The organism is Prochlorococcus marinus str. MIT 9401 (genome assembly GCF_000760095.1).
In the GTDB taxonomy this organism is placed as follows: Bacteria; Cyanobacteriota; Cyanobacteriia; order PCC-6307; family Cyanobiaceae; genus Prochlorococcus_A; species Prochlorococcus_A marinus_I.
In genome coordinates this window covers 114,937-138,450 of the sequence record NZ_JNAR01000016.1, presented here as the reverse complement: position 1 = coordinate 138,450, position 23,514 = coordinate 114,937, and the positions used below count along the sequence as shown (strand labels likewise).

At 29.9% G+C, this 23,514-nt stretch carries 25 protein-coding genes; 10 read left to right on the top strand and 15 right to left on the bottom strand.

Annotation, left to right across the window (positions count from 1 at the left end):
• Positions 1-7 precede the first annotated feature (7 nt).
• The 5 genes from ispE to secF all read left to right on the top strand — a co-directional run bounded on the left by ispE (position 8) and on the right by secF (position 4,840).
• Positions 8-943, top strand: coding sequence for a 4-(cytidine 5'-diphospho)-2-C-methyl-D-erythritol kinase (ispE, locus tag EV01_RS02615; protein ID WP_032517058.1), 936 nt, complete (start codon positions 8-10; stop codon positions 941-943).
• 23 nt (positions 944-966) lie between these two features.
• Complete coding sequence (locus tag EV01_RS02620; protein ID WP_080725750.1) at positions 967-1,269, top strand: DUF3082 domain-containing protein; 303 nt, start codon at positions 967-969, stop codon at positions 1,267-1,269.
• Between the two features lie 178 nt (positions 1,270-1,447).
• Positions 1,448-2,431, top strand: a complete 984-nt coding sequence (locus tag EV01_RS02625; protein ID WP_032517060.1) for a pyruvate dehydrogenase complex E1 component subunit beta — start codon at positions 1,448-1,450, stop codon at positions 2,429-2,431.
• A gap of 3 nt (positions 2,432-2,434) precedes the next feature.
• On the top strand, positions 2,435-3,904 hold the full coding sequence (gene secD, locus EV01_RS02630) for a protein translocase subunit SecD (RefSeq protein WP_032517061.1): 1,470 nt from the start codon (positions 2,435-2,437) through the stop codon (positions 3,902-3,904).
• A 21-nt stretch (positions 3,905-3,925) separates the two neighbouring features.
• Positions 3,926-4,840 (top strand): protein translocase subunit SecF, encoded by a 915-nt coding sequence (secF, locus tag EV01_RS02635; RefSeq protein ID WP_032517062.1) that lies wholly within the window; start codon positions 3,926-3,928, stop codon positions 4,838-4,840.
• Between the two features lie 204 nt (positions 4,841-5,044).
• On the opposite strand, the gene EV01_RS02645 is transcribed toward secF, so the two are convergent.
• Genes EV01_RS02645 through mnmH form a run of 3 tightly spaced genes read right to left on the bottom strand, consistent with a single transcriptional unit; the run spans position 5,045 to position 7,556 of the window.
• Positions 5,045-6,088, bottom strand: a complete 1,044-nt coding sequence (locus EV01_RS02645) for an AI-2E family transporter (RefSeq protein ID WP_032517063.1) — start codon at positions 6,086-6,088, stop codon at positions 5,045-5,047.
• A gap of 16 nt (positions 6,089-6,104) precedes the next feature.
• Positions 6,105-6,455 carry a photosystem II reaction center protein Psb28 gene (gene psb28, locus EV01_RS02650; protein ID WP_032518587.1) on the bottom strand — a complete coding sequence of 117 codons (351 nt, stop codon included), beginning with the start codon at positions 6,453-6,455 and terminating at the stop codon, positions 6,105-6,107.
• Between the two features lie 60 nt (positions 6,456-6,515).
• Entirely contained in the window at positions 6,516-7,556 is a 1,041-nt protein-coding gene (mnmH, locus tag EV01_RS02655) for a tRNA 2-selenouridine(34) synthase MnmH (protein WP_032517065.1), read from the bottom strand.
• 35 nt (positions 7,557-7,591) lie between these two features.
• Here mnmH and EV01_RS02660 point away from each other — a divergent pair, with 35 nt between their 5' ends.
• On the top strand, positions 7,592-8,311 hold the full coding sequence (locus tag EV01_RS02660; RefSeq protein ID WP_032517066.1) for a GUN4 domain-containing protein: 720 nt from the start codon (positions 7,592-7,594) through the stop codon (positions 8,309-8,311).
• A 47-nt stretch (positions 8,312-8,358) separates the two neighbouring features.
• Entirely contained in the window at positions 8,359-8,793 is a 435-nt protein-coding gene (locus tag EV01_RS02665; protein WP_032517067.1) for an ATP-binding protein, read from the top strand.
• Here the strand turns inward: EV01_RS02665 and EV01_RS02670 are convergent.
• From EV01_RS02670 to glnA, 3 genes are all read right to left on the bottom strand, one after another.
• A complete protein-coding gene (locus EV01_RS02670) occupies positions 8,782-9,036 on the bottom strand; it encodes a DUF6439 family protein (protein WP_032517068.1) in 255 nt (84 codons plus the stop codon). The genes EV01_RS02665 and EV01_RS02670 overlap by 12 nt on opposite strands.
• A 12-nt stretch (positions 9,037-9,048) precedes the next feature.
• Positions 9,049-10,104, bottom strand: a complete 1,056-nt coding sequence (locus tag EV01_RS02675) for a class I SAM-dependent methyltransferase (protein ID WP_032517069.1) — start codon at positions 10,102-10,104, stop codon at positions 9,049-9,051.
• 102 nt (positions 10,105-10,206) lie between these two features.
• Positions 10,207-11,628, bottom strand: a complete 1,422-nt coding sequence (gene glnA, locus EV01_RS02680; protein ID WP_032523307.1) for a type I glutamate--ammonia ligase — start codon at positions 11,626-11,628, stop codon at positions 10,207-10,209.
• 214 nt (positions 11,629-11,842) lie between these two features.
• Between glnA and EV01_RS02685 the strand changes: the two genes are divergently transcribed.
• A complete protein-coding gene (locus tag EV01_RS02685) occupies positions 11,843-13,027 on the top strand; it encodes a pyridoxal-phosphate-dependent aminotransferase family protein (RefSeq protein WP_032517071.1) in 1,185 nt (394 codons plus the stop codon).
• Here the strand turns inward: EV01_RS02685 and EV01_RS02690 are convergent.
• Complete coding sequence (locus tag EV01_RS02690) at positions 13,002-13,517, bottom strand: nucleoside deaminase (RefSeq protein WP_032517072.1); 516 nt, start codon at positions 13,515-13,517, stop codon at positions 13,002-13,004. The genes EV01_RS02685 and EV01_RS02690 overlap by 26 nt on opposite strands.
• A 43-nt stretch (positions 13,518-13,560) precedes the next feature.
• On the opposite strand from EV01_RS02690, the gene EV01_RS02695 reads away from it, so the two are divergent.
• Positions 13,561-14,946, top strand: a complete 1,386-nt coding sequence (locus tag EV01_RS02695; protein WP_032517073.1) for a pyridoxal phosphate-dependent decarboxylase family protein — start codon at positions 13,561-13,563, stop codon at positions 14,944-14,946.
• Between the two features lie 133 nt (positions 14,947-15,079).
• On the opposite strand, the gene EV01_RS02700 is transcribed toward EV01_RS02695, so the two are convergent.
• Genes EV01_RS02700 through pyk form a run of 5 tightly spaced genes read right to left on the bottom strand, consistent with a single transcriptional unit; the run spans position 15,080 to position 20,636 of the window.
• On the bottom strand, positions 15,080-16,579 hold the full coding sequence (locus tag EV01_RS02700) for a GTP-binding protein (protein ID WP_032518585.1): 1,500 nt from the start codon (positions 16,577-16,579) through the stop codon (positions 15,080-15,082).
• Position 16,580: 1 nt separating this feature from the next.
• Positions 16,581-17,036: a signal peptidase II gene (lspA, locus tag EV01_RS02705; RefSeq protein WP_032517075.1), complete on the bottom strand. Its 456-nt coding sequence runs from the start codon at positions 17,034-17,036 to the stop codon at positions 16,581-16,583.
• Entirely contained in the window at positions 17,036-17,605 is a 570-nt protein-coding gene (locus EV01_RS02710) for a biotin transporter BioY (RefSeq protein ID WP_032517076.1), read from the bottom strand. The genes lspA and EV01_RS02710 overlap by 1 nt, the downstream gene beginning before the upstream one ends.
• A gap of 15 nt (positions 17,606-17,620) precedes the next feature.
• Positions 17,621-18,853, bottom strand: a complete 1,233-nt coding sequence (locus tag EV01_RS02715; protein ID WP_032517077.1) for an ABC transporter permease — start codon at positions 18,851-18,853, stop codon at positions 17,621-17,623.
• Entirely contained in the window at positions 18,846-20,636 is a 1,791-nt protein-coding gene (gene pyk, locus EV01_RS02720; RefSeq protein ID WP_032517078.1) for a pyruvate kinase, read from the bottom strand. Before pyk ends, EV01_RS02715 begins: the two co-directional genes overlap by 8 nt.
• A 61-nt stretch (positions 20,637-20,697) precedes the next feature.
• Here pyk and EV01_RS02725 point away from each other — a divergent pair, with 61 nt between their 5' ends.
• Positions 20,698-21,027 carry a nucleoside triphosphate pyrophosphohydrolase family protein gene (locus EV01_RS02725; RefSeq protein WP_032517079.1) on the top strand — a complete coding sequence of 110 codons (330 nt, stop codon included), beginning with the start codon at positions 20,698-20,700 and terminating at the stop codon, positions 21,025-21,027.
• A gap of 2 nt (positions 21,028-21,029) precedes the next feature.
• Here EV01_RS02725 and EV01_RS02730 read toward each other — a convergent pair whose 3' ends face one another.
• The 3 genes from EV01_RS02730 to ilvA all read right to left on the bottom strand — a co-directional run bounded on the left by EV01_RS02730 (position 21,030) and on the right by ilvA (position 23,462).
• Entirely contained in the window at positions 21,030-21,308 is a 279-nt protein-coding gene (locus tag EV01_RS02730; protein ID WP_032517080.1) for a YggT family protein, read from the bottom strand.
• 39 nt (positions 21,309-21,347) lie between these two features.
• Positions 21,348-21,854: an SMC-Scp complex subunit ScpB gene (gene scpB / locus EV01_RS02735; protein ID WP_032517081.1), complete on the bottom strand. Its 507-nt coding sequence runs from the start codon at positions 21,852-21,854 to the stop codon at positions 21,348-21,350.
• Positions 21,855-21,920: 66 nt separating this feature from the next.
• Positions 21,921-23,462 carry a threonine ammonia-lyase, biosynthetic gene (gene ilvA / locus EV01_RS02740; RefSeq protein ID WP_032517082.1) on the bottom strand — a complete coding sequence of 514 codons (1,542 nt, stop codon included), beginning with the start codon at positions 23,460-23,462 and terminating at the stop codon, positions 21,921-21,923.
• Positions 23,463-23,514 lie beyond the last annotated feature (52 nt).

The following is a 23,514-nucleotide window of genomic DNA, read 5'->3' as shown; positions in this document are numbered from 1 at the left end:
TAAGTATATGCAAGATTTAGTTAAAAAGAAAATTATTATAAAATCTCCTGCCAAAATAAATTTGCATCTTGAAGTTATTGGTAAAAGAGAGGATGGTTTCCATGAGTTAGCAATGATTATGCAAAATATCGATCTCTCTGATTATTTAGAATTTCAGATTAATAATGAAGGTTTAATTAAACTTGAATCTAATTGTAATGATTTAAGCTTATCTAGTGATAACTTAATTGTTAAATCGGCAAATCTTTTAAAGAAAAAATCAAATATAGATTTCGGTGTAAATATATTTTTAAAAAAAAATATTCCAATTGGTGCAGGATTAGCTGGTGGATCAAGTAATGCAGCAGCAACATTAATTGGTCTTAATAAATTATGGGATTTGAACTTAGATGAAAAAACATTATGTTCATTAGCATCAACTTTAGGATCTGATATTCCATTTTTTATAAATGGTGGTGTTCAATTATGTTTTGGAAGAGGGGAAATTTTAGAGAAACTAGATTCAAACTTTCAATATGGAGTAATTCTTTTAAAAGATCCGAATGTATCGGTATCCACTGCTGAAACTTATAAAAAATATAGTAATAGATTTTGTGATCAATATCTTACTAATAAAGAAATGATTGAGAATATAAGAAAAGACTTAAGAGATAATGGTTTAAATAACTTAAATTTTGATAATCAACATTTAACTATAAAAAATGATTTGCAGTTAGTTGTTGAAAATGTAAATGATTCTGTAAAGCAGGCATTATATTTACTTTCTAAATTAGAGAATAGTCTGGCATTTTCAATGAGTGGATCAGGCCCCACATGTTTTGCACTTTTTAAAGATGTAGAGACTGCGAAAAAAGAATTAAATGCAAATTATAAATTATTCAAAGAAAATGGTTACGATTCATGGGTTTGCACTTTCCTTGAAAAGGGAATAACATTTATTTAAATTTTTCTATACAAAATTTTATTTTGGCTGATAAAAGTAATCAGAATATTGAAAAAAATATTCCTGAAAAAGGACCATTAAATTTTATTGTAGGATCATTAACCAGTTTTTTATTATTTATATTTTTTTATTTTTTGAGTAATAAAATTGCAATTTATTTTTCATTACATAAACCAGCTAATTCTTCAGAAATAGTCCAAAATATTTCTTCTAGTATTAATACCTTGATAATTGGATTATCTTTTTTGCTTACTTTTTCTTTTGCTTTTATAGGTATAGGACTTTTTATTGTATTTATTCGAAGTTTTTTTCTGAAGAAAAGTTGAATTGGGCATATCATTAAGAAAACTTTTTATTTAATGTCTATACATGACCTAGGACTTTTAATACTTTTGCTTTCTCCAGGAATGATTTTGTCAATATTACTACTTATAACCTTTGCTGAAGGAGGTTAACTTAATCAAAGTGGTAGGATTATAGATGTGATTAATTAGGTAATTAATTGTGGCTGGAACATTATTATTTAATGCTTTGAAAGAGGCAATTGATGAAGAAATGGCAAATGATGTAAATGTTTGCGTTATGGGGGAAGATGTTGGTCAATATGGAGGATCTTATAAAGTTACTAAGGATTTATATGAGAAATATGGAGAGTTAAGAGTCTTAGATACTCCAATTGCCGAGAATAGTTTTACAGGAATGGCTGTAGGTGCAGCAATGACTGGGTTAAGACCAATTGTAGAAGGAATGAATATGGGTTTTTTGCTTTTAGCTTTTAATCAAATATCAAATAATATGGGCATGCTCAGATATACAAGCGGAGGAAATTATAAAATACCCGCAGTAGTTAGAGGACCTGGGGGAGTTGGTCGCCAACTTGGTGCTGAACATAGTCAAAGACTTGAAGCATATTTTCATGCAGTTCCTGGTATAAAGATTGTTGCATGTAGTACACCTACAAATGCTAAAGGTTTAATGAAAGCAGCTATAAGAGATGATAATCCGGTTCTATTTTTCGAACATGTTCTTCTATACAACTTGTCTGAAGAATTACCTGTTGGTGATTATACTTGCGCTTTAGATCAGGCTGACGTTGTTAAAGAAGGTAAAGATATTACTTTGTTGACTTATTCAAGAATGAGACATCACTGCCTTAAAGCTGTTGAAGAATTAGAAAAAAAAGGAATAGATGTTGAGTTAATCGATTTAATAAGTTTAAAACCATTTGATATGGAAACTATCTCAAAATCAATAAGAAAAACAAATAAAGTAATTATTGTGGAAGAATGTATGAAGACTGGAGGTATTGGTGCAGAATTAATTGCATTGATAACAGAAGAGTGTTTCGATGATCTTGATGCTCGACCAATAAGATTATCTAGTCAGGATATTCCAACTCCGTATAATGGAAATCTTGAGAATTTGACAATAATCCAACCACATCAAATAGTTGAAAAAGTTGAAGATTTAATTAGTGGGAGTATATAGGCAATGAAAAGAAAGCAAGGCTGGCTTTTTTTTATTATATTTCTGCTCACATTATCTGTTTATCTATTAATAAATTATCCCTTACAGTTGGGATTGGATTTACAGGGTGGTTCTCAACTTACACTACAAATTATTAAAGAGGAAGGGAGGGTAACAAAGGATGAACTTGATGCAGTCAATTCCGTTATAGATAGACGTGTTAACAACTTAGGGGTTTCAGAGTCTAACTTGCAAACACTAGGTGGAGATCAATTGATTTTAGAATTACCTGGAGAGCAAAATCCATTAGTTGCTTCAAGAGTTCTAGGTAAGACTGCTTTATTAGAATTTAGGACGCAAAAAGAAGGAACATCTACAGATTTAAAAAACTTGCAAATTCAGAGATTGAAAATTAATGAATTAATTGATCAATATTCCTCTTCAGAAAAAAGTCTATATGATGATAATTTCTTAATCATTATTCAAGACGATCTTAAAGAGATAGAGAAAGCATTAAATTATTCATCTACTAGTAGTGATTTATATGGAAAGTTAATTGAAAATAAAAAATATGTTTATAAACAAATTACAAATTTATTTAATAAAACAGATTTATCTGGAAAGGATCTTATAAACGCAGGAAGGAGACAAGAACAAACAAACAGTAATTGGGAAGTTTTATTGAATTTTAGTAATTCAGGAGGTGATAAGTTTGCAGAAATTACAAAATCAATTGCTGGCACTAATCAACTATTGGCTATTGTTCTTGATGGCGAATCAATTAGTGAAGCCAGTGTAGGTAGTCAATTTGCTAACACTGGAATTACGGGTGGATCAGCAACAATAAGCGGTAATTTTAGTGCTGAAAAGGCTAGAGAATTAGAAGTTCAACTTAAAGGAGGTTCATTACCATTGCCAATTGAGATAGTAGAAACTAACACTATAGGGGCTCTATTGGGATCCAAAAATATTTTAAAAAGTCTTTATGCAGCTATTACTGGATTGATTTTTGTTGGTATATTTATGATTTTTAATTATAGAATTCTAGGTTTTGTTTCAGTTTTTTCTCTTGTACTTTATGGTTTCTTTAACTTAGCCCTATATTCTTTAATTCCTGTAACTTTGACTTTACCTGGAATATCTGGGCTAATACTTAGCATTGGTATGGCTGTGGATGCAAATATACTAATATTTGAGAGAATTAGAGAAGAATTATATGATGGTAATACTCTTACAAGATCTATTGATAGCGGTTTTCAAAGAGCTAATTCATCCATAGTTGATGGCCATATTACTACTCTTCTTAGTTGTTTTGTATTGTTTTTATTAGGAACAAATTTTGTAAAAGGTTTTGCGGCAACATTAGGTATTGGCGTCTTGATAAGCTTGTTTACCTCATTAAATTGTTCTAAAACTATTTTGCGATTTTTTACAGCATATCAATCTTTAAGACAAAAAAATCTCTACCTACCCAGGAACAATTTTTCAAATTAAAAATTTTTTTCTAATTTTTCCATGAAATACAATCTTGAATTAATAAAAAATAAAAGAAAGATAATTGGTTTTTCAATTGTTCTTATTTTGTTGAGTATTTTAGGAATTCTATATTCTACTTTTAATACCTCTTATAAGAAACCTATAAATTTAGGGATGGATTTTGTGGGGGGAAATGAATTAAGAATAGAGAGAGTTTGCGAAGAGGAATGTTCTAATTTTTCCCCTGATTTAGTTTTAGATAATTTAAGAGAGATCTCTAAAAATAAAAACGTTTTAAATAATATTAAATTACAATCCCAAAATAATAATAAATTAATTTCAATAAGATCACCTTATTTGAGTATTGAAGAATCAAATAATCTTATTAATAATCTGGATAATATCATTGGACCTTTAAATTTTGATAGTAAGGATTCAAGATTAATAGGTCCCAAGCTTGGTAAAAGATTACTTACTAATTGTGTTACTTCATTGTTAGTTTCTTTATTTGCGATATCTTTATATATAACTGTTAGATTTGATAAAAAATATGCATTATTTGCGTTATTAGCTTTATTCCATGATTTAATAATTGTTTTTGGTACATTCTCCTGGTTGGGAATTATATTATCTGTCGAGGTAAATAGTTTATTTGCTGTTTCTTTATTAACTATTGCTGGGTATTCTGTAAATGATACTGTCGTTATTTTTGATAGAATTCGTGAGAATTTAAAATCTAAGGAAGAAGGCTATAACGAAACGATTCAATTATCAGTAAACGAATCCTTTAGGAGAACAACGTTTACCAGTATTACAACCCTTATCCCTCTCTTAAGCATAATTTTGTTTGGATCTTATTCTCTATTTTGGTTTTCTTTGGCCTTGTCATTAGGAATTATAATTGGAAGTTATTCAAGTATTTTATTAGCTCCATCTTTGTTGCTTAAAGACTGAGATTAAATTACAAACCTCATGAAATTGAATTACTATTTGATAATTTTATTTTCTTTAGTTTTAATAGATCTTTCTACTGAGCTAAGAATATTATTTGATCATTTTACTTTTAGTTCACTATATTTTGCTATAGGTAAACATCCATTAGCTCTCTTTATACTTTTTTCCTACCCATATTTATATAAAAAATTAATTAAGTAGTTTTTAAATATCTTTAATTGATTCTTTGATTAAAACTTGAATTACTACAGCTAATGGAAGAGAAAGTATTAAGCCCAATGGACCAAAAATGAAGGTAAAACCAAATTGTGATATTAATGTCAAACCAGGAAGTAAGTTTGCTTTTTTCTTCATTATAGAGGGCATTATTATATAGCTCTCAATATTTTGAATGATTATATATGCTCCTAAAACGGCCAGTGGCTTCCAAAAATTATCTAGTAGTGCAATTGAGATAGGAAATATACCACTAATAACTGGACCAATATTTGGAATTATATTAAGAACCATTGCTATTAAAGCATTTGAGACAACATATTTGACATCTAATATAGACAAAACTATTAATGATAATAGACCTACTGATAATGAACTTATGGCCATAGAAAAGGTCCAATTTGCTAATGCAATATTGCATTTTTCAAGAATATTTCTAAACTTGTTTCGATAATTTTTTGGAATTATTAGAAGTATATTTTCTTTATATTGTTTTGGTTCAATAGAAAACATCAAACTCACTGCTAATACGAATATTAATTTCAAAAGACCTGAACCAAGATTCCCCGCTATATTTATTAAATTCTTAAAACTTTCTTGAATAGCTTTTGCAATAGTTGTGGCATCTGGAATCGTAACTACATTATTTATTAGACTAAATATGTCTATAACATTTTCTGATTGTTCACCATAAAATAGGCTATTAAATTTGTTCAGATTTGCATTAATCAAAATATTTATTTTTGATAAACCATTTGGAATATCAACTAGTATTTCATTAAATTCTTTTATAAATGGAGGCAATACAAGAATAAAAATAGTAAATACTATTACAGATATAACAGACAAAACAAGAAACAAGGATAGTGATCGGGGGATTTTCAAACCCTTTTGAATTTGATTGCATAAATTACATACAATATTTGAAATTACTAAAGAACAAATTATTAATAGGAGAAACTCTCTTAAAGTCCATATTATTAAGGAAGTTATTAGAATTACTACTAACCTGAAATATGATGAACTACTCAATTTTTAAAATATTCTACTACTTCTCAGAATATCCTAATCCATTTGATTTAGCATAACTATTTGCGAATCTCATGAATCTATCAAAGTCTGATGTGTTCTTCCAAATATAAACTGCCTCTAAAAATATGGGTTCTCCATCAACAAACTTTACTTTGACTTCCCTAGTTAGTATTTCACCTTCGGAATCAATCATCCTCATACCTGTGATTTCACCATCTGTAATTGAAGATAATGCCTGAGGTTTTTCGAATAAAAATAACGCTTGGCCGGTGGTACCATCTTTACTCCTAGTCAGTCTTATTTCAGGCACTACTGGTTCATCAGTTCCTTCATAGAATTGTATTTTTGCACTTTTATTTTCTGTCATAGTATCCTCTTTATAATTTTTTATCTTAGGAAATATTTTTCACATTCGTTTGTAATTATTTTATAAAACATCATTTATTAATTCTAGGATACTTTCATCATATTTTTTGTCTGTTAAATCTAATAACTTTATATTTGTTTTGCCAACCTTTTCATATTCATAACACTTATCGTAATAATCTAGAACAGATTTGCAAACCAATTCCCATCTCTCATTATTGATTGATTCAAGAGCTATTTTTGTTCTTTGCGGTCCTAATCTTTTTTTTATCCTTAATACAGATTCTTTGAGTTCTTCTTTCTTAAAAATACTATAAGTATTTATCAACTCATCTAGCCTGTTAGATTCGCTCCTTAAAATTTCAATTCTCCTAGAATTTTTCATCTGACTGAAGAATTCATGAGGAATTTTGCATTTTCCTATATTTGCACTTTCTGCTTCTACAAAAATATTATTAGAAATTTCAAAGGAATTTAATTTTTCTGCAATTTTATTTTCAAATTGTTCATTTGAAGGTTGTTCTTTCATTCCTAAACCTCCAAATGTACTTCCTCTATGGCAAGCAAATCCTTCAAGATCAATAGTTTGATATTTATTTTTCTCTAGTAATGATAATAATCTTGTCTTCCCTGTGCCTGTTTTTCCTCCAATAACTACTATATTCAAGTTTTTTGAGAAACTATCTAATACCCATCTTCTATATAATTTGTATCCTCCCTTAAGTGTAATTGGATTTAATTTATATTTTTCTAGTAGCCAAGCAATGCTTTGTGAACGCATTCCTCCTCTAGAGCAATATATTCTGATAAAAAATTTTTCATTTTTATTAGCAATAGTTTTATGAGACTCAATACTCATGAATAAATTATCAAGAAGTAATTCCATTTTTTTTTCAAAAAAACTTAATCCCTTTATGACTGCTTTTTTTCTTCCCTCTTTTTTATAAATCGTTCCAATTATAGATCTCTCATCATTATCAAATAGTGGAATGTTAATAGAATTAGGCAGGTGTCCTTTATAATATTCACTCGGGCTTCTAACATCTATAAGTGGTCCTTTAAAACTTCTAAATTTCTCTAGTTCTTTTCTTTTGAAATACATGGATAGTTTTTATTTTTTTAGATTGATTTTTTAAAATGAATAACAAAGAACAAGATAACTTTAATAATGCTACATTAGATCTGATAAAAAAATTTGTAGATTCCAATCAAAGGAAAAGAATAAATTCATTAACTCAAATAGAATCTGAAGTCGAAAATATTTTTAAATTTGGCCCTTCACTTTTTGATATCTTTGATAGTGATGGAGACGACTGGGCTGCTGGTTGGATATTGCAAGTTTTAAAAAAATTTAAGCCTGATTTTTTTGAAAATTCCAAATTCAATAATTGGTTTAATACATATTCAGATAATGATATTAATTATGAAGATTTGCAATTGATGTTGGTTGAGCAAAAATTTGAAGAGGCAGATAGATTAACAAGTTCCTATTTACGAAAATTAGCTGGAAAATTAGCTGAAAAACGTGGATATGTTTTCTACAGTGAAGTTAAGAATATGTCAGGTAAAGACCTAGAAACAATGGATCGCTTATGGAATATTTATTCTACTGGTAGATTTGGATTCTCAATTCAGGCAAAGATTTTAAAATCAGTAGGAAAAAAATATGAATTAATGTGGCCGAAAATAGGTTGGAAAAAAGAGGGCTTATGGACTAGATATCCTGGATCTTTTTGCTGGTCATTGGATGCTCCTGATGGACATATGCCTTTAATAAATCAACTAAGAGGAGTAAGACTTATGGACTCTATCCTACGACATCCTGCTATTGCAAAGAGACATAATAATATTCTTTAAATGAGGTATTTAATAAGTTAAGATTAAATAAGTATCAAAATATTATTATGTCCTTATTTCGGGGCAAAAATATTTTAAAAAAATTTTTTAAAAGACCAAATATTAACTGGTCAAACTACGAATTCGAATCATCATTACAGTTAAATGAATTCGTCGATCAATTATTAGAACCTATTAAATATTCTCAATCAAGCTATCTTATAAAACTTGGTTTACATGAAGCTCTAGTTAACGCAGTAAAACATGGAAATAAATTAGATCCCAAAAAAAATATTAGAGTAAGAAGAATAATTACTCCAAATTGGTGTGTTTGGCAAATTCAAGATCAAGGTAATGGTTTAGAAATAAAAAAAAGGGATTACAAATTACCCAAAAAATTAAGTAGTGTAAATGGCCGAGGATTATACATTATTAATGAATGTTTTGATGATATTAGATGGAGTAGTAAAGGTAATAGGCTTCAGTTGGCATTAAAAAGGTGATTTTTTACTAGGACAAGGTTGATCTACGTTTATTTCTTTTAACCATTTAATACTTTCTTCTATATATTCAATAGTTTCCTTCTCATTACTAGAAATAATTAAATGGCATAATCCCGCCGAAATTAGTTCTGCAGATCGTTTAAATTTATTTCCTTTATCTTTATGCCATTTAGAATGATCAATCTTTAATTTGTCATTAAGACTTTGAACAAGCTGAATAGTATCTTTATCCCAATAGGTCATAGAATTTTTTTTTTACTTTACAGCAGACCAAACTTTGGTCATAAAAAAGGAATTTGATTTTACATCTTTAAACCCTACTTCCTCTATTTTAGAATCTATATCCTCTTTTATGTAATCACAATAAAAAGGCTCATGAAAAGATTTATAGAAGTTTTCCATTATGGATATAAAGTCAGGCGAATCACTTATTTGAATTGAATCAGCTAACACTAATATCCCTCCAGGTTCAAGAACTCTAAAAAATTCATTTAATACTTTAGCTCTAATTGTTCTAGGTAATTCATGAAATAAGTAAACACAAGAAATGCATTGAAAATTATCATTTTCAAAAGGTAATTCTTCTGCATTACCTTTTATTAACTGAATTAAATCTCCATCTAAATCTGAAATATATCTACTTGCCTCTTTCAAGTATGAATCAGATAAATCAATTCCGGTAATTTTCTCTTTAGGAAATGCGGCTCTTAATTGTTTTAATGTTCTTCCAGATCCTGTAGCTACATCAAGTATTTTTATAGAACTTTTTTTTCTATCGTTAAAAATTTCAAGTCCTTCTTTTATTGGTTTAATAATTCTTCTCCTCATTGAGTCAGCACTTCCGTTGAAAAGGATCTCTACTTGTAGGTCATAAATGCTAGCTGAAAAATCAGATAAATAACCGTCTGTTTGATGATGAAAATTTCTCAAGTAATATTGAGGATAATTATCTTTATCAATTGATTTTGGTAGGTCGTCAAAGTTTTGTCTTCTGCGTCTATCCCATGTGTTAGGCATATCGAGCCAAATTTTGGGATATTGAGTTAGATATCTGAGCCATGGCTCGTTAAATAATAATTTTTTTGGATATATATTTTTTTCTGCATCATTCCAATCTTCTTCTCTTAAGATATCCATTGAATTTTGTATTTTTATCAGGAGATCCTTATCAATATCAAAATTTTCAAGTTTCGAATCGGGAAGAATAAAATTCATTAATCTTGAACTTATCTGCTTATGTGCAAAACCTGCAATGCTTTTACTCTGTTGTAGCGTTTTATATGCAATTTTTGAAATAGATTCCCTAGCCATTTTTTATTTTATATATATACATTCCAACAAAAAAAAAATCAATTTGAGAATATTTTGTGAAATTTCTCAAATTGATTAATTTAAAATAATTTTTTCTTTTAATTATGCATCGTAATACATAAAGAATTCATGTGGATGAGGTCTTTGTCTTAGTTGTTGAACTTCTTCGTATTTTATATCGATAAAGTTATCAATAAAATCTTCTGTAAATACTCCACCAGCCAATAGATAATCCTTATCTGCTTTTAGCGCATTAAGTGAATCATTTAAAGATGAAGGTACTGTATCAATTTTCGCAAGTTCATCAGCTGGAAGTTCAAATAAATCTACATCAACTCCATCACCAGGATCAATTTGATTCTTAATTCCATCAATACCTGCAAGCATCATTACAGAGAATGCTAAGTAAGGATTTGCAAGTGCATCACCTGATCTAAATTCTAATCTTTTAGCTTTAGGGCTTGGACCTGTTAAAGGTATTCTGACTGCCGCAGATCTATTACCCTCAGAATAAACTAGATTTACAGGTGCTTCGAATCCTGGAACCAATCGTTTATAACTATTTGTAGTTGGGTTAGTAAATGCTAGGAAAGAAGGGGCATGCTTAAGTATGCCTCCGATGTACCATCTAGCCGTTTGAGATAAATTTGCATATGCTCCTTCACCAAAAAATAGTGGCTGTCCATTTTTCCATAAACTTTGGTGGACATGCATTCCGGTTCCGTTATCGTTAAAAACAGGCTTGGGCATAAATGTTGCAGTTTTTCCATATTTTTTGGCAACATTTCTGACAACGTATTTGTAAGTCATAACGTTATCAGCAGCATTTATTAGCGAATCAAATTTCATTCCTAGCTCGTGTTGGCCGGCGCCAGCAACTTCATGGTGATGTTTTTCTGTGGGAATACCTAATTCACCCATAAGAAGAAGCATCTCAGATCTAATATCTTGCGCAGTATCATTAGGAGCTACTGGAAAATATCCTTCTTTATATTGAATTTTGTATCCTAAGTTTCCCCCTTCTTCAATTCTCCCTGTGTTCCAAGGTGCTTCAATAGTATCTACACTATAAAAACAACTTCCTTCTTTAGAGTCATATCTAACATCATCAAATAAAAAGAATTCTGGTTCTGGCCCAAAAAATGCAGTATCTGCTTTACCAGTTGAATCTAAATATTTTAATGCCTTTTGGGCTAATGCTCTTGGACACCTATCATAAGGCTCTCCACTTCTAGGCTCTTGAATAGAGCAAATCATACTTAGAGTTTTATGTTTATAAAAAGGATCTATCCAAGCTGTACTTGCATCGGGCACCATTGACATATCCGAGGCATTAATTGCTTTCCAACCTCTTATTGATGAACCGTCAAATGCTAGACCTTCTGTAAATGAATCCTCCTCTATCATGTCTGATGTAAGAGTTAAATGTTGCCATTTACCATGGATGTCTGTGAATTTTAAATCGATGAGTTCAATTCCTTCATCTTTAATTTGACTTAAAACATCTTGTGGAGACTTAGACATAATTATTGAGATACCTTATATGAAATTAATAACTTGATGACTCTTATTATGTATCAACCGTAACTTTTTTCAACACTAGGCGTCTTCTTTCAGTGTTTCAAGTCATAACTTTAATAATTATTTACTTAATTATTTAAATTGAATTAATTTCTTTAAATAAATATCGCTTATGTGACGATATTAGTTTAATTTAAAGGTAATTGAATGTAATGCTTTGACAGAAGCAAAACTTATTCCGGCTTTAAATAAAGAGAATTTATCTCATTTCTCAAAGACTTATGTTCCCTCTAGACTTCTATTAGGTCCTGGCCCTTCAAACGCACATCCAGAAGTTCTAAATGCTCTTTCCTTAAATCCAATCGGTCACTTGGATGAAGCATATATTTCATTGATGTCTGATGTTCAACAACTTCTAAGATATACCTGGCAATGTAATAATCGTCTGACTCTTCCAATGAGTGGTACTGGAAGTGCAGCTATGGAAGCTTCAATAGCTAATTTTATAGAGGAAGGAGAAAAAATTCTTATCGCTAAAAAAGGATATTTTGGAGACAGACTTGTTGATATGGCAACTAGATATAAAGCAGATGTATCTGTTATAGAAAAAACTTGGGGGGAATCTTTTTCTTATGAAGAAATTAAGTATGAAATAGAGACTAAAAAACCTGCTATATTTGCAATTGTTCATGCTGAAACATCAAGTGGGGTTTTACAACCTCTTAACGGAATTGGTGATGTATGCAGAAAAAATAACTGCTTATTCTTAGTTGACGCTGTTACTTCCCTTGGGGCTCTAGAACTATTAATAGATGAGTGGAAAATAGATTTGGCGTATAGTTGTAGCCAGAAAGGATTAAGCTGCCCGCCTGGACTAAGTCCTTTTACAATGAATAAGAGAGCTGAAGATAAACTAAGTTCAAGAAAAACAAAAGTTCCCAACTGGTATTTAGATTTATCTCTTTTAAATAAATATTGGGGTTCTGATCGGGTTTACCATCATACTGCCCCTGTAAATATGAATTTTGCTATTAGAGAAGGTTTACGATTAATTGCAAGAGAAGGTTTAGAGAATGTTTGGTATAGGCATAATACTAATGCAAAGAAACTATGGAAAGGTTTAGAAAGTTTAGGAATGGAATTACATGTATCAGAGGATTATCGATTGCCAACTCTTACAACAGTAAAGATACCACCTGCAGTTGATGGAGATGGTTTTAGAAATCATCTTTTAAGAAACTTTGGAATAGAAATAGGAAATGGACTTGGAGAATTGTCTGGTAAAGTATGGCGCATAGGATTAATGGGCTTTAACTCAAGCGAGGAGAATGTAGACAGATTATTAAATTTATTTGATACTGAGTTAAAAAAATATGCTATTTTTGAGTCCTCAACTTTTTAAACCATAATTGTAAAATTTTACTGCATTCGTCTTCTAAAATACCTCCTTCTATTTCCATTTTGTGATGAGAACTTTTATGCTTTGACAAGTCAATTGAGCCGCCTAATCCACCTCTTTTCTTATCGTAGGCACCAAAAACAACTTTACCCATCCTTGCTTGAATAAGCGCCGATGCACACATTGTACATGGTTCTAAATTTGTGATGATAATACATTCATTAAATCTCCAATCATTTTTTATTAGAGATGCCTGCCTTAGAGCCATAATTTCAGCATGACCTAAAGGATCATTATTCAAATTTCTCCTGTTAACTCCTCTTCCAATACATCTTCCTCTTTCATCTAAAATTATTGAACAGATTGGTAACTCAACTTTTCCAATTTCTTCTGATCTTCTTAAAATAGAGTTCATCCATCTTGTATATTTTAAAATATTTTTTTCTTTCTGTTCATCATAATTACTATTTACATTTTCAAAAATATACCTCATTTACCAATATTAATAATAAACTTATTAGTAGATATCTTATCTGATGACTGAAGATTTAATTAATAATAAAGATATTTACTTCCCTTCGTATTTAGGGACTAACGATAATTTAATTACTCTCCTAAATAAAACAACTCAAATTCTTTGTGACTGGTTCTCTAAAGCTGATAAATATGGTCCATTACCATTTGATGAGAATTTCAAGTGCTTAATGCCTGATGAGGATGGTAATTCTACAGAAGATTTGTTTTCTGATATTCAATCCCTACTAAATAATTCTTTCAATCCAGTTCATCCCGGCTCTTTAGCTCATCTGGATCCTCCCCCTTTGATATTTTCCATTTTAGGCGATTTAATTGCTGCTGGTTTAAATAATAATCTTCTTGCTTACGAGTTATCTCCAAGTATTACTCTTCTTGAGGAATCATTATGTAAATGGTTTGCAAAGAAAATAGGGTTTAATGATTCTTCAGGAGGCATAGCAGCTAGCGGAGGTACTTTAAGTAATTTGAATGCACTTATAGCAGCTAGACATAATTCTGGATTAGGTTCAGATCCCAATTCTGTATTACTTGTTAGTGAAGATGCTCATTCCTCCTTCATTAAATGTATAAGAATAATGGGTCTTGATGAAGCAAATCTTATCAGGATTAAAACTGATAATAACGGCATTATTGATATACAAAATCTTAGACAAACTATAGATAGATGTTTTATTGATAATAAAAAAATATTCGCTATTGTTGCCACTCTAGGCACAACTGTAAGAGGAGCAATTGATCCTATTAAAGACATAAGTGAAATATGCAAAGAAAGAAATATATGGCTTCATATCGATGGCTCCATTGGAGGCATTTATGCCATAACCTCAATTCCTATAGAAGGTTTAAATAATATTAATCAGGCTAATTCCATAACAATAAATCCTCAAAAAATAATTGGCATAACAAAGACATCATCTTTATTATTAGTTTCAGAAATGAGTACTTTAGAAAATACATTTTCTACTGGACTTCCTTACCTATCATCTAAAGAAGATGTCATAAATAGAGGAGAAATAGGCATACAGGGTTCTAGACCTGCAGAGGTTATTAAACTATGGCTTGGGTTACGTTTTTTAGGTCTGAATGGAATAGAAAATATATTAAACTCATCAATAAAAAGAAAAGATTTTTTTATAAAAAATATCTGTAAAAATAAATTTGACTTATATTCAGGTCCTCTTCATATTGTATCATTCTTACCAAAGGAACTTGAGCCAAAAGACTCTGATGCATGGACTCAAACTAAAATTAATGAACTAATTAACAATAATTTTATGCTTTCTAGACCAAAATTTAAAGGCAAATATTTTTTACGGGTTGTCATGGGAAATTACAATACAAAAGAATCTCATATTGAAGAACTTTTGAGACTTTTAGATGCTTAACTAATGAATATGGGTAGACCAAAAATTATTGCAATAGTAACAGGGTTTATCTCTATAGCTATTTGTATTGCTTACTTACTCTTAATAACTATCTTTGATTTTAGAACTTATCTAAATGATCAATTATCCAATATTACCTAGTAAATGGAGGCAATCTTTTATTTGATTTAAAATACTTTTTCATTTCAATTTTTGAAATAGCTTCTTTCACGAAGTTGTTTAATATGTCCTCTCTCTTACTTATTCTATAAATCTTATCAACTACTTCTTGAATTCCTCCATCTCCCCAATCTTGCCCATTTTTAAAATATTCAACTAAACTTAATCCCACTATTCTTATTAACCAGCCTGCGGTAACTGATTGTATAGATTTAGACAATATTATTTTAGTCAAGCTTGTAGCTAAAGCAGGAGAAATAATGGCGAGACCCCCTTTTAATATTCCTTGTTTAGCCAATGCGCTTAGTAGTGATTTAGCCAAATCTTTTGCATCTTTTTTTGTAAGCTTTATTTCATATATTTTTGATAGTTCCATTATCATTTGTAAGTTTACGGAGGTAGTAGTTAGGAAATCAACAGCGGGTAGTGGATTAACTAGTATAACTCCTCCTGTTATCCACATATATTTATTAATCACTTTATTTGACATCAAATACCTTTGTTCTTGCACGAAATTTTTACTTTTAATACCTAACTTATTTGAACGAAAAAGAATATTATCCGCCAATAATTCTTCACCATTATTATCTAGCGTTTCAATTATTTCTCTAAATAAACTTCCTACTTCTGGAATTAAATTTAAAGTATCTGATTTTATATAGGGAGATTGTTGAGGTACCGCAATTGTTTGAACAACTGATATTCTATTTTTTCTAGCGGAAGTTATAGAAATTATATTTTCTTTGATGAGTTTATTTTCATCTCTGGACCTCAAATCACATTTATTTAGAACTACTATTATTTTTTTTCCTATTTTCAATAATTCTTTAATTAAATAGTTTTCGTATTTATTTATGTCCTGATCTAAGACAAAAAGAACTAAATCAGAATTTGATGCTTGTATAATCGTCGCTTTTTCTCTTTCTTCTCCTAATTTAGATGGTTCGAATAAACCAGGAGTATCCACAATATTAATGTTTCTTTTTAAGATTGGGATGCGAATTTTATAGCTATTAATTTGCTTTGTGGTCCCTATTTTTGCTGATGTTTGTCCGACAATATTTTTCAATAAAGATCTTGCTATCGATGTTTTTCCTGAAGAACCTGCTCCAAACAGAGTAACGTTATAATCTCCTGTTCTTAATTGGGCCTCTAGTTTATTTTTTTGGTAATTTAACAATTCTACTTTTACTTTATCGTTAATTTTTTTATTAATTTTCTCAACCCCTTCCAAACTTATCTTGGCAGCACCATATGTATTTTTGAATGAAAGCGCATTTTTTTTATTATTGTAAATAACTTTAAAAACTATTTTTTTAAAAAGTTTTTTATCAATGTTATAAAAGATATACATAACTATTATTAAAAATAAAATCGTATAAATATTGACTGTTCTTATTAATATCGCAAATAAAATATATAGAAATAAAATATAAATAATATATTTTATATATTTAAATTTCAAGTAATTCATATTATTGTTTGTTTCTAAATATTCTATAGATTAAAAAAATAAACCCAACATTAATAGATATATCAGCAATATTAAATACCGGAAAATTTATAATATTTAAATTTATAAAATCAATTACAAAACCTTTTAAAATTCTATCTATTCCATTACCAATAGTTCCGCCAAGTATAAAGCTATAAGCAAAAAGATCAAGTTGGTTTAGAGTATTTTTCCTATATATTAAATAAATAAGTAATATTGAAAAAATAATACTTATTAATGATAAAAAAATTCTATTACCACTAAATATGTTAAACGCTGCTCCATAATTTTTTACAAAGTCTAATCTAAATAAAAGAAAATCTTTATTTATAAATTTTTTATTATAAATCATTAAATATTTCGTAAATTGATCTATTAGAATAATAAAAACACTTATAAATAAAAAATATAACTTTGCTTGTATTTTAGTAATCATTATTTGTTATGTTTTAAACGTTTTAAAGGCTTAATAAGTAGTAATAATGGAAAAAGTGTTAAAAAATGATATCCAATTTTACCTACTGAGTATTTCCCTAAATTATAAAAAAATATATTAAATTGGCTGTAAAAAATTACTTGTAAAAGATTGTAAACTATTCCAGTCGCATGCATAGCACATATTGCTATGAATCCATTTTTTAAAAAGTTGCCAACATTTATTTTATTTCTATTGTTTAAATTATCAATTATTTGTATTAAAGGAAATACACCCAATAAATAACCAAAATTTGGAGTGAGCAAATATCCTATTGAACCTCCTTGATGAAAGACTGGAGATATAAATAATCCTAAAATTATATATAAAGATAATGCTATGAAAACAACTTTTTTGCGAAATAAAAGTGTTAGCAAAATCATTGTTGGAAGTTGCCATGTGATAGGCATCTCAAAAATATTACTAGATTTATCGATAAATGGTAATCGAATATAAACAGGTAGCATTGTAGTAATTACTAGTGATTGAAGACTCACTAATATCTCAATTAATTTGTAAATATTGAGCATGATTATAAATTCTATTTATAAACTTCTCAATGCAACAATTGGATCTAATTTAGAAGCTCTTTTTGCAGGTAAAACACCAAAGATTAAACCTATTGAACCTGAAATAATCATTGTAGAGAAAGTTGTAGTAATTCCTACAGATGCAGGAAGTGGTGTTATCAGAGATAAGAGAAAAACACCTGATAATCCTGTTGTTGTTCCTATTAATCCTCCAATGGTAGATAAAATCAACGCCTCAATTAAAAATTGAATTAATATATCTGACTGTTTAGCTCCTATTGCTTTTCTTAGACCAATCTCTTCAGTTCTTTCGCTAACAGAAACAAGCATAATATTCATGATTCCTATGCCTCCAACCACTAAGGATACTGCCCCAATACCTGCCAATAAAAAAGTAAGCCCACTCGTTATGTTAGTTACTATATTAAGAGCATCTTCTTGCGATCTAACTGCAAAGTCATCGTCTCTCATTATTTTATGTCTTTGCCTTAATAAGTTAGTAATTTGAAATTTAGCAGCACTTGTAGCATTTTTATTTATCGCTTCGACACTAATAAAGCTCAAACTTACACCATATGTAGGATCCTTCCCAGTAATTCTATTCACCATGGTGCTTAATGGAATATAAGCATTTTTGTCTTGATTGCTTCCAAATACCGCACCTTTTGGCTTTAATATTCCGATAATTTCATAAGTATGATCCTTTATTCTGATTTTTTTTCCAAGTGATGAAGATTCGTCTCTAAAAAATTCATCTTTTAAATCAGGCCCTATTACTACATAACTTCTTGCACTATTAACATCACTTTTTGATAAAAATCTTCCCTTATCTACTTCAAAACTCCTTACTTCAAGAAATTCAGGAGTAACTCCTGCAATTGATATATTTAGGCTTTTTGAATTTGATTGCACTATTTCGTTAGCAGAGATTTGAGGAGCAACTTTTTTAACTGTTGGTACCTGATTCTTAATTGCTACTGCATCTTCTAAAACTAGGTTTTTAGGAAATGAAATACCTCTTCTTCTTGTGTCATTATTTCCGGGAACAATGAATAAAACATTGGCACCTAAATTACTTAATTGGTTTTTTGCTAATGTTTGAGCACCTCTTCCAAGTCCAACAAGTGTAATAACTGATGCATTTCCTATAATAATTCCCAACATTGTTAATGAACTTCTCAATTTGTTCGATACTAATGTTTTTGTAGCCATGCCTAAGGCTTCTTTTATTGAGATATTCCTAGACATATTTATATTTATCTATTGCTTCATCGTCTTCAATTTGCCCCATGTAGATAACACCTTCATTAAGTTGCAATGTGATAAGGTCACCATTACAAATTTGATGATTATCAATATTATCTAAATTACAAATTGTAGAAACTTTTTTATTATTTTTGTTAAACAAGCTGTAAACATCATTTACATTTTGGTTTGTAACAATACCCGCTATATTTTTACTAAGTGGAATATTTTTCATTAACTCCTCTGGAACAAATAATATTTCTCCTGGACAAATTAAGGACATATCAAGATTATTTTTTATTATTCTTGCTTTACCAGTGACACCTATTTCTCCTATTGAAATTCCTCTTGAAACAATCTTCCTCACTAAACCTACTTTTATTAAATCTGTAGATCCGCTAATACCAGTTAATGTTCCTGCAGTTTGTACTACTAAATCTCCTTGGTTTAGGATTCCCATCTCCTGAGCAATTTGCATAGCTAAACTAAATGTTTTTGCTGTTCTTTCATCATTTTTAACTACTATGGGAGTAACTCCCCAAACAAGTTGCAATCTTCTAGCTACACTCCTTTCTGTAGTAGTTGCCAATATAGGTGTTGGCGGTCTGAATTTGCTTACATTTCGAGCAGTAGAACCTGATTTTGTTAAAGGGATTATTGCTCCTGCATCAAGTTGTCTGGCTATATTACTAACTGCTGCACTAATAGCATTTGGGATCGTACTAGGTAAATGGCTATCAATAGCTTTAAGTGGATAATCCCTTTCAATTCTTCTTGCTATGGTTGCCATTGTTTCTACTGCCTCTACAGGATAATCGCCAACTGCTGTTTCGTTTGAAAGCATTACTGCATCAGTTCCATCTAGAATCGCATTGGCAACATCACTAACTTCGGCCCTAGTTGGTCTTGGATTCGAAGCCATAGAATCAAGCATTTGAGTCGCTGTAATTATTGGTATTCCTAAAGAATTAGCTTTTCTTATTAATTCCTTCTGTAAAAGAGGAACTTCTTCAGCGGGCATTTCTACTCCCAAATCGCCTCTTGCAACCATAACCCCATCACATAATGGTAATACTGTATCAATTTGATCAATTGCTTCAAATTTTTCTATTTTTGCTACTACAGGAGTTGAATGCCCATTTTTGTTTATTAAATCTTTTATCTCGTTTATATCGGAGGGATTTCTAACAAAACTTAGGGCTATCCAATCAACTCCTTCAGATAAACCGAATTTTAAATCCTCTTTATCTTTCTCTGTTAATGCCTTTACTGATAATTGAACATCTGGGAAATTTACACCTTTATTGTTGGATAGAACGCCTCCAACAGTAACTAGGCATTTTAAAAGATTAGCTTTTATATCTACTTTTTCTACGATCATTTCTATTTTGCCATCATCTAAAAGTATTCTTTTTCCTTCGCTAACTTCTTGTGAAAGGTTGTCATAGGTTACATTTGCTATGGTATTTGTACATTCAACTTCATTCGACGTCAGTGTAAATTTATCACCCTTTTTAACTTTTACTGGTCCATCTTTAAATCGCCCTAATCTTATTTTAGGTCCTTGAAGATCTTGTAATATTCCAATATCTATATCTAGCTTTTTTGATACTTCTCTAATAGTTTTAATTCTCTCAGCATGATCTTTATGATCTCCATGTGAAAAATTTAATCTAAATGTTGTTACTCCAGCTTTAATTAAATCTGTTATTGTCTCTTCAGATTGAGTCGCAGGACCAATAGTAGCCACTATTTTTGTTCTTCTTTTTAAATCAATATTCGACATATATAGATAATATTGCTAGATATAAATAAATTTACCATACCCAAAGTTAGTTATTTAAGTTATGGATTTCAAAACTTATCAGAAAAAAGCGCGAGAAACTGCACAATATCCAAATTTAGGTTCAAATAATATTTATCCAACTCTTGGGTTGGTTGGAGAGGCTGGCGAGGTGGCAGAAAAAGTAAAAAAAGTTATAAGAGATAAAAATGGAAAATTTGATAATGAATCAAAATTAGGTATTAAAAAAGAGATAGGAGATGTTTTGTGGTACATATCAAATCTTTGCACAGAATTAAATTTCAATTTAGAGGAAGTTGCTATAGAAAACCTTGAAAAATTAAAATTAAGGGCGGCTAAAGGTAAGATAGGGGGTTCTGGGGACGATAGATAAATTCAGTTATATCCTAAGGTTGCATACTGGAGATTGGTAATTAAATTTTGAATAACATTTAAAAGTAAAAAAGCTAATAAAGAAGAAATATCAAATCCTCCTATGGGTGGAATAATACCTCTGAAAATGTTTAAATAGGGATCTGTGATAGATGTTAATGCAGATAAAACACCATTACTCCAATCAATACCAGGAAACCAAGTAAGTAAAATTCTTATTATTAATATGAAAGAATAAATTGATAAAGTTTGGCCTAGAACTGCAAAAATCTCAGATAACATTAACTTGTCGTAATTTAAGGTAATTCTAACATTTACTTATTATTGCTGCTTATTATTGCGGCTGCCTATATTTGAAAGATATTCATTACTTACAGCAAAAGTTTGAAAAAACTTTTCTGATAATGTTAACCAATATGATCTACCATCTTTTTGCTTCCTTTTGACAATAAATTTCTTTTCTAGTAGTTCTTTAATATGATCATAAGCTCCGGAACCTCGAAGAAGTATAAGATCTGATTGCAAGATCTTTTTTTTAATTGCAATAGTTGCCAGGGTTCTTAATTCTGAAGTCTTTAACTCAGAAGGCAGCAAATCCTCGACAAAATCATTAAGACTAGATTTTAGTTCAAGACAATAACCATTATTTGTCTCATTTATTTCAATTGCTGAGCTGGGATTAGAGTATTTATCTTTTAGATCTTTAATTGCATCATTTATTGAGTTAATATCAGAATTAGTAATTTCTGAAAGATCCTTTTTTGTTATAGGTCTGCCTTTCAAATATAGAACAGCTTCAACTTTAGTAACTAGATCTATATCAGATATTGGCGTGGTATTTAGATCAGATTGATTGATTTTAATTACCGAAATCTTTCCTAATTTACCTTAAATTTAACCTGATGCACCAAGGAATAATCTATATGTATCGTTTTGAGTTTCGTCCCAAAATTTATAGCCTAGAATTTTTACGAATTTATTCCATTCTAAAATCTCATTTTTATCGATTAAAACTCCAATAACAATTTTCCCAACATCAGCCCCATAATTCCTATAGTGAAATACGCTTATAGACCAATTTGATTTCATATTATTTAGGAAGTTTATTAATGCGCCAGGCCTCTCAGGAAACTCAAATCTGTATAAAAGCTCAACAAAGTTTCTATTATCCATTTCTTTGAAATTCTTTGGTAATCTTCCACCTACCATATGTCTTAGATGATTTTTAGATAATTCATCATCACTTATGTCAATAAATGAATAATCCGAATTTCTAAATACATTTAAAAGATTTTTTTTGTCATTTAATCCATAGACTTGAACTCCTACAAAGATCTGGGCATTCTTAGAGTTCGACATCCTGTAGCTAAATTCAGTTAAATTTCTATTATCAAGTAACTTACAAAAATCAATTAAACTTCCAGCACGTTCAGGAATTTCAACAGCCATCATTACTTCTTTACACTCACCAAGTTCTGCTCTTTCTGCGACAAATCTAAGCCGCTCAAAATTCATATTTGCACCACATGCAATCGCAACCATTTTTTTATTTGAATGATTCGAATTTAAGATATCTTTTTTCATCCCTGCAATCGATAATGCTCCTGCAGGCTCTAGTATTGATCTAGTATCCTCAAAAACATCTTTTATAGCTGCACATATTTCATCAGTATTAACGGTAATCATCTTATCTATATATTTTCTGCCAATATCAAAAGTATTTTCCCCAATTTTTTTTACCGCCACTCCATCTGCAAATTGACCAACTGAAGATAATTCCACAATTTTTGATTCTTCCAAAGATTTTGTCATAGCATCTGCATCTTTAGGCTCTACACCAATTATTTTTACTTCAGGCCATACTTTTTTAATATATATGGATATTCCTGATATCAATCCTCCACCACCAACAGCAATATAAATTGCATAGGGTTTTTCCTTTAGTTGCTGTTCAAGTTCAATAGCTATAGTTCCTTGCCCTGCTATTACATCTGGATCATCAAATGGATGAATAAAACATAAATTTCTTTCTTTGCTAATCCTTATAGCTTCTATGTATGTTTCATCATAATTATCACCAAATAATATAACTTTTGCTTTTAACTTTTTCACAGCATTAACTTTTACAAGTGGTGTTGTAATGGGCATTAATATTGTCGCTTGGCAATTTAGCTTGAGAGCACTAAGAGCAACACCTTGAGCATGATTACCAGCACTTGAAGTAATTACTCCCTGAGAAAGCTGAGAATTGGTGAGCTTACTCATTTTGTTATATGCACCTCTTACTTTGAATGAAAATACATCTTGAAGATCTTCTCTTTTTAGAAAAACTTCATTATTAAGTGTATTACTTAAATTATGAGCTTTTTCTAGGGGTGTTTTTTTTGCTACTTCATAGACTTCAGCTTGAAGTATTTTTTCAAAATAATCATTCATATATATATTTTTAGCATTAATTATTAATCTAATAAAACATTACATGATCTAT

Excerpts from the sequence above, each read along its gene's own strand:
- lspA (WP_032517075.1), bottom strand. The coding sequence starts at position 17,036 with ATGATTACTAAAATACAAGCAAAGTTATATTTTTTATTTATAAGTGTT.
- secD (WP_032517061.1), top strand. The coding sequence starts at position 2,435 with ATGAAAAGAAAGCAAGGCTGGCTTTTTTTTATTATATTTCTGCTCACA.
- EV01_RS02715 (WP_032517077.1), bottom strand. The coding sequence starts at position 18,853 with ATGTCTAGGAATATCTCAATAAAAGAAGCCTTAGGCATGGCTACAAAA.
- glnA (WP_032523307.1), bottom strand. The coding sequence starts at position 11,628 with ATGTCTAAGTCTCCACAAGATGTTTTAAGTCAAATTAAAGATGAAGGA.
- mnmH (WP_032517065.1), bottom strand. The coding sequence starts at position 7,556 with ATGTATTTCAAAAGAAAAGAACTAGAGAAATTTAGAAGTTTTAAAGGA.
- ilvA (WP_032517082.1), bottom strand. The coding sequence starts at position 23,462 with ATGAATGATTATTTTGAAAAAATACTTCAAGCTGAAGTCTATGAAGTA.
- secF (WP_032517062.1), top strand. The coding sequence starts at position 3,926 with ATGAAATACAATCTTGAATTAATAAAAAATAAAAGAAAGATAATTGGT.
- pyk (WP_032517078.1), bottom strand. The coding sequence starts at position 20,636 with ATGTCGAATATTGATTTAAAAAGAAGAACAAAAATAGTGGCTACTATT.
- psb28 (WP_032518587.1), bottom strand. The coding sequence starts at position 6,455 with ATGACAGAAAATAAAAGTGCAAAAATACAATTCTATGAAGGAACTGAT.
- EV01_RS02675 (WP_032517069.1), bottom strand. The coding sequence starts at position 10,104 with ATGGCTAGGGAATCTATTTCAAAAATTGCATATAAAACGCTACAACAG.
- ispE (WP_032517058.1), top strand. The coding sequence starts at position 8 with ATGCAAGATTTAGTTAAAAAGAAAATTATTATAAAATCTCCTGCCAAA.
- EV01_RS02710 (WP_032517076.1), bottom strand. The coding sequence starts at position 17,605 with ATGCTCAATATTTACAAATTAATTGAGATATTAGTGAGTCTTCAATCA.
- EV01_RS02670 (WP_032517068.1), bottom strand. The coding sequence starts at position 9,036 with ATGACCTATTGGGATAAAGATACTATTCAGCTTGTTCAAAGTCTTAAT.
- EV01_RS02660 (WP_032517066.1), top strand. The coding sequence starts at position 7,592 with ATGAATAACAAAGAACAAGATAACTTTAATAATGCTACATTAGATCTG.
- EV01_RS02690 (WP_032517072.1), bottom strand. The coding sequence starts at position 13,517 with ATGAGGTATATTTTTGAAAATGTAAATAGTAATTATGATGAACAGAAA.
- EV01_RS02665 (WP_032517067.1), top strand. The coding sequence starts at position 8,359 with ATGTCCTTATTTCGGGGCAAAAATATTTTAAAAAAATTTTTTAAAAGA.
- EV01_RS02695 (WP_032517073.1), top strand. The coding sequence starts at position 13,561 with ATGACTGAAGATTTAATTAATAATAAAGATATTTACTTCCCTTCGTAT.
- EV01_RS02700 (WP_032518585.1), bottom strand. The coding sequence starts at position 16,579 with ATGAATTACTTGAAATTTAAATATATAAAATATATTATTTATATTTTA.
- EV01_RS02730 (WP_032517080.1), bottom strand. The coding sequence starts at position 21,308 with ATGTTATCTGAGATTTTTGCAGTTCTAGGCCAAACTTTATCAATTTAT.
- EV01_RS02725 (WP_032517079.1), top strand. The coding sequence starts at position 20,698 with ATGGATTTCAAAACTTATCAGAAAAAAGCGCGAGAAACTGCACAATAT.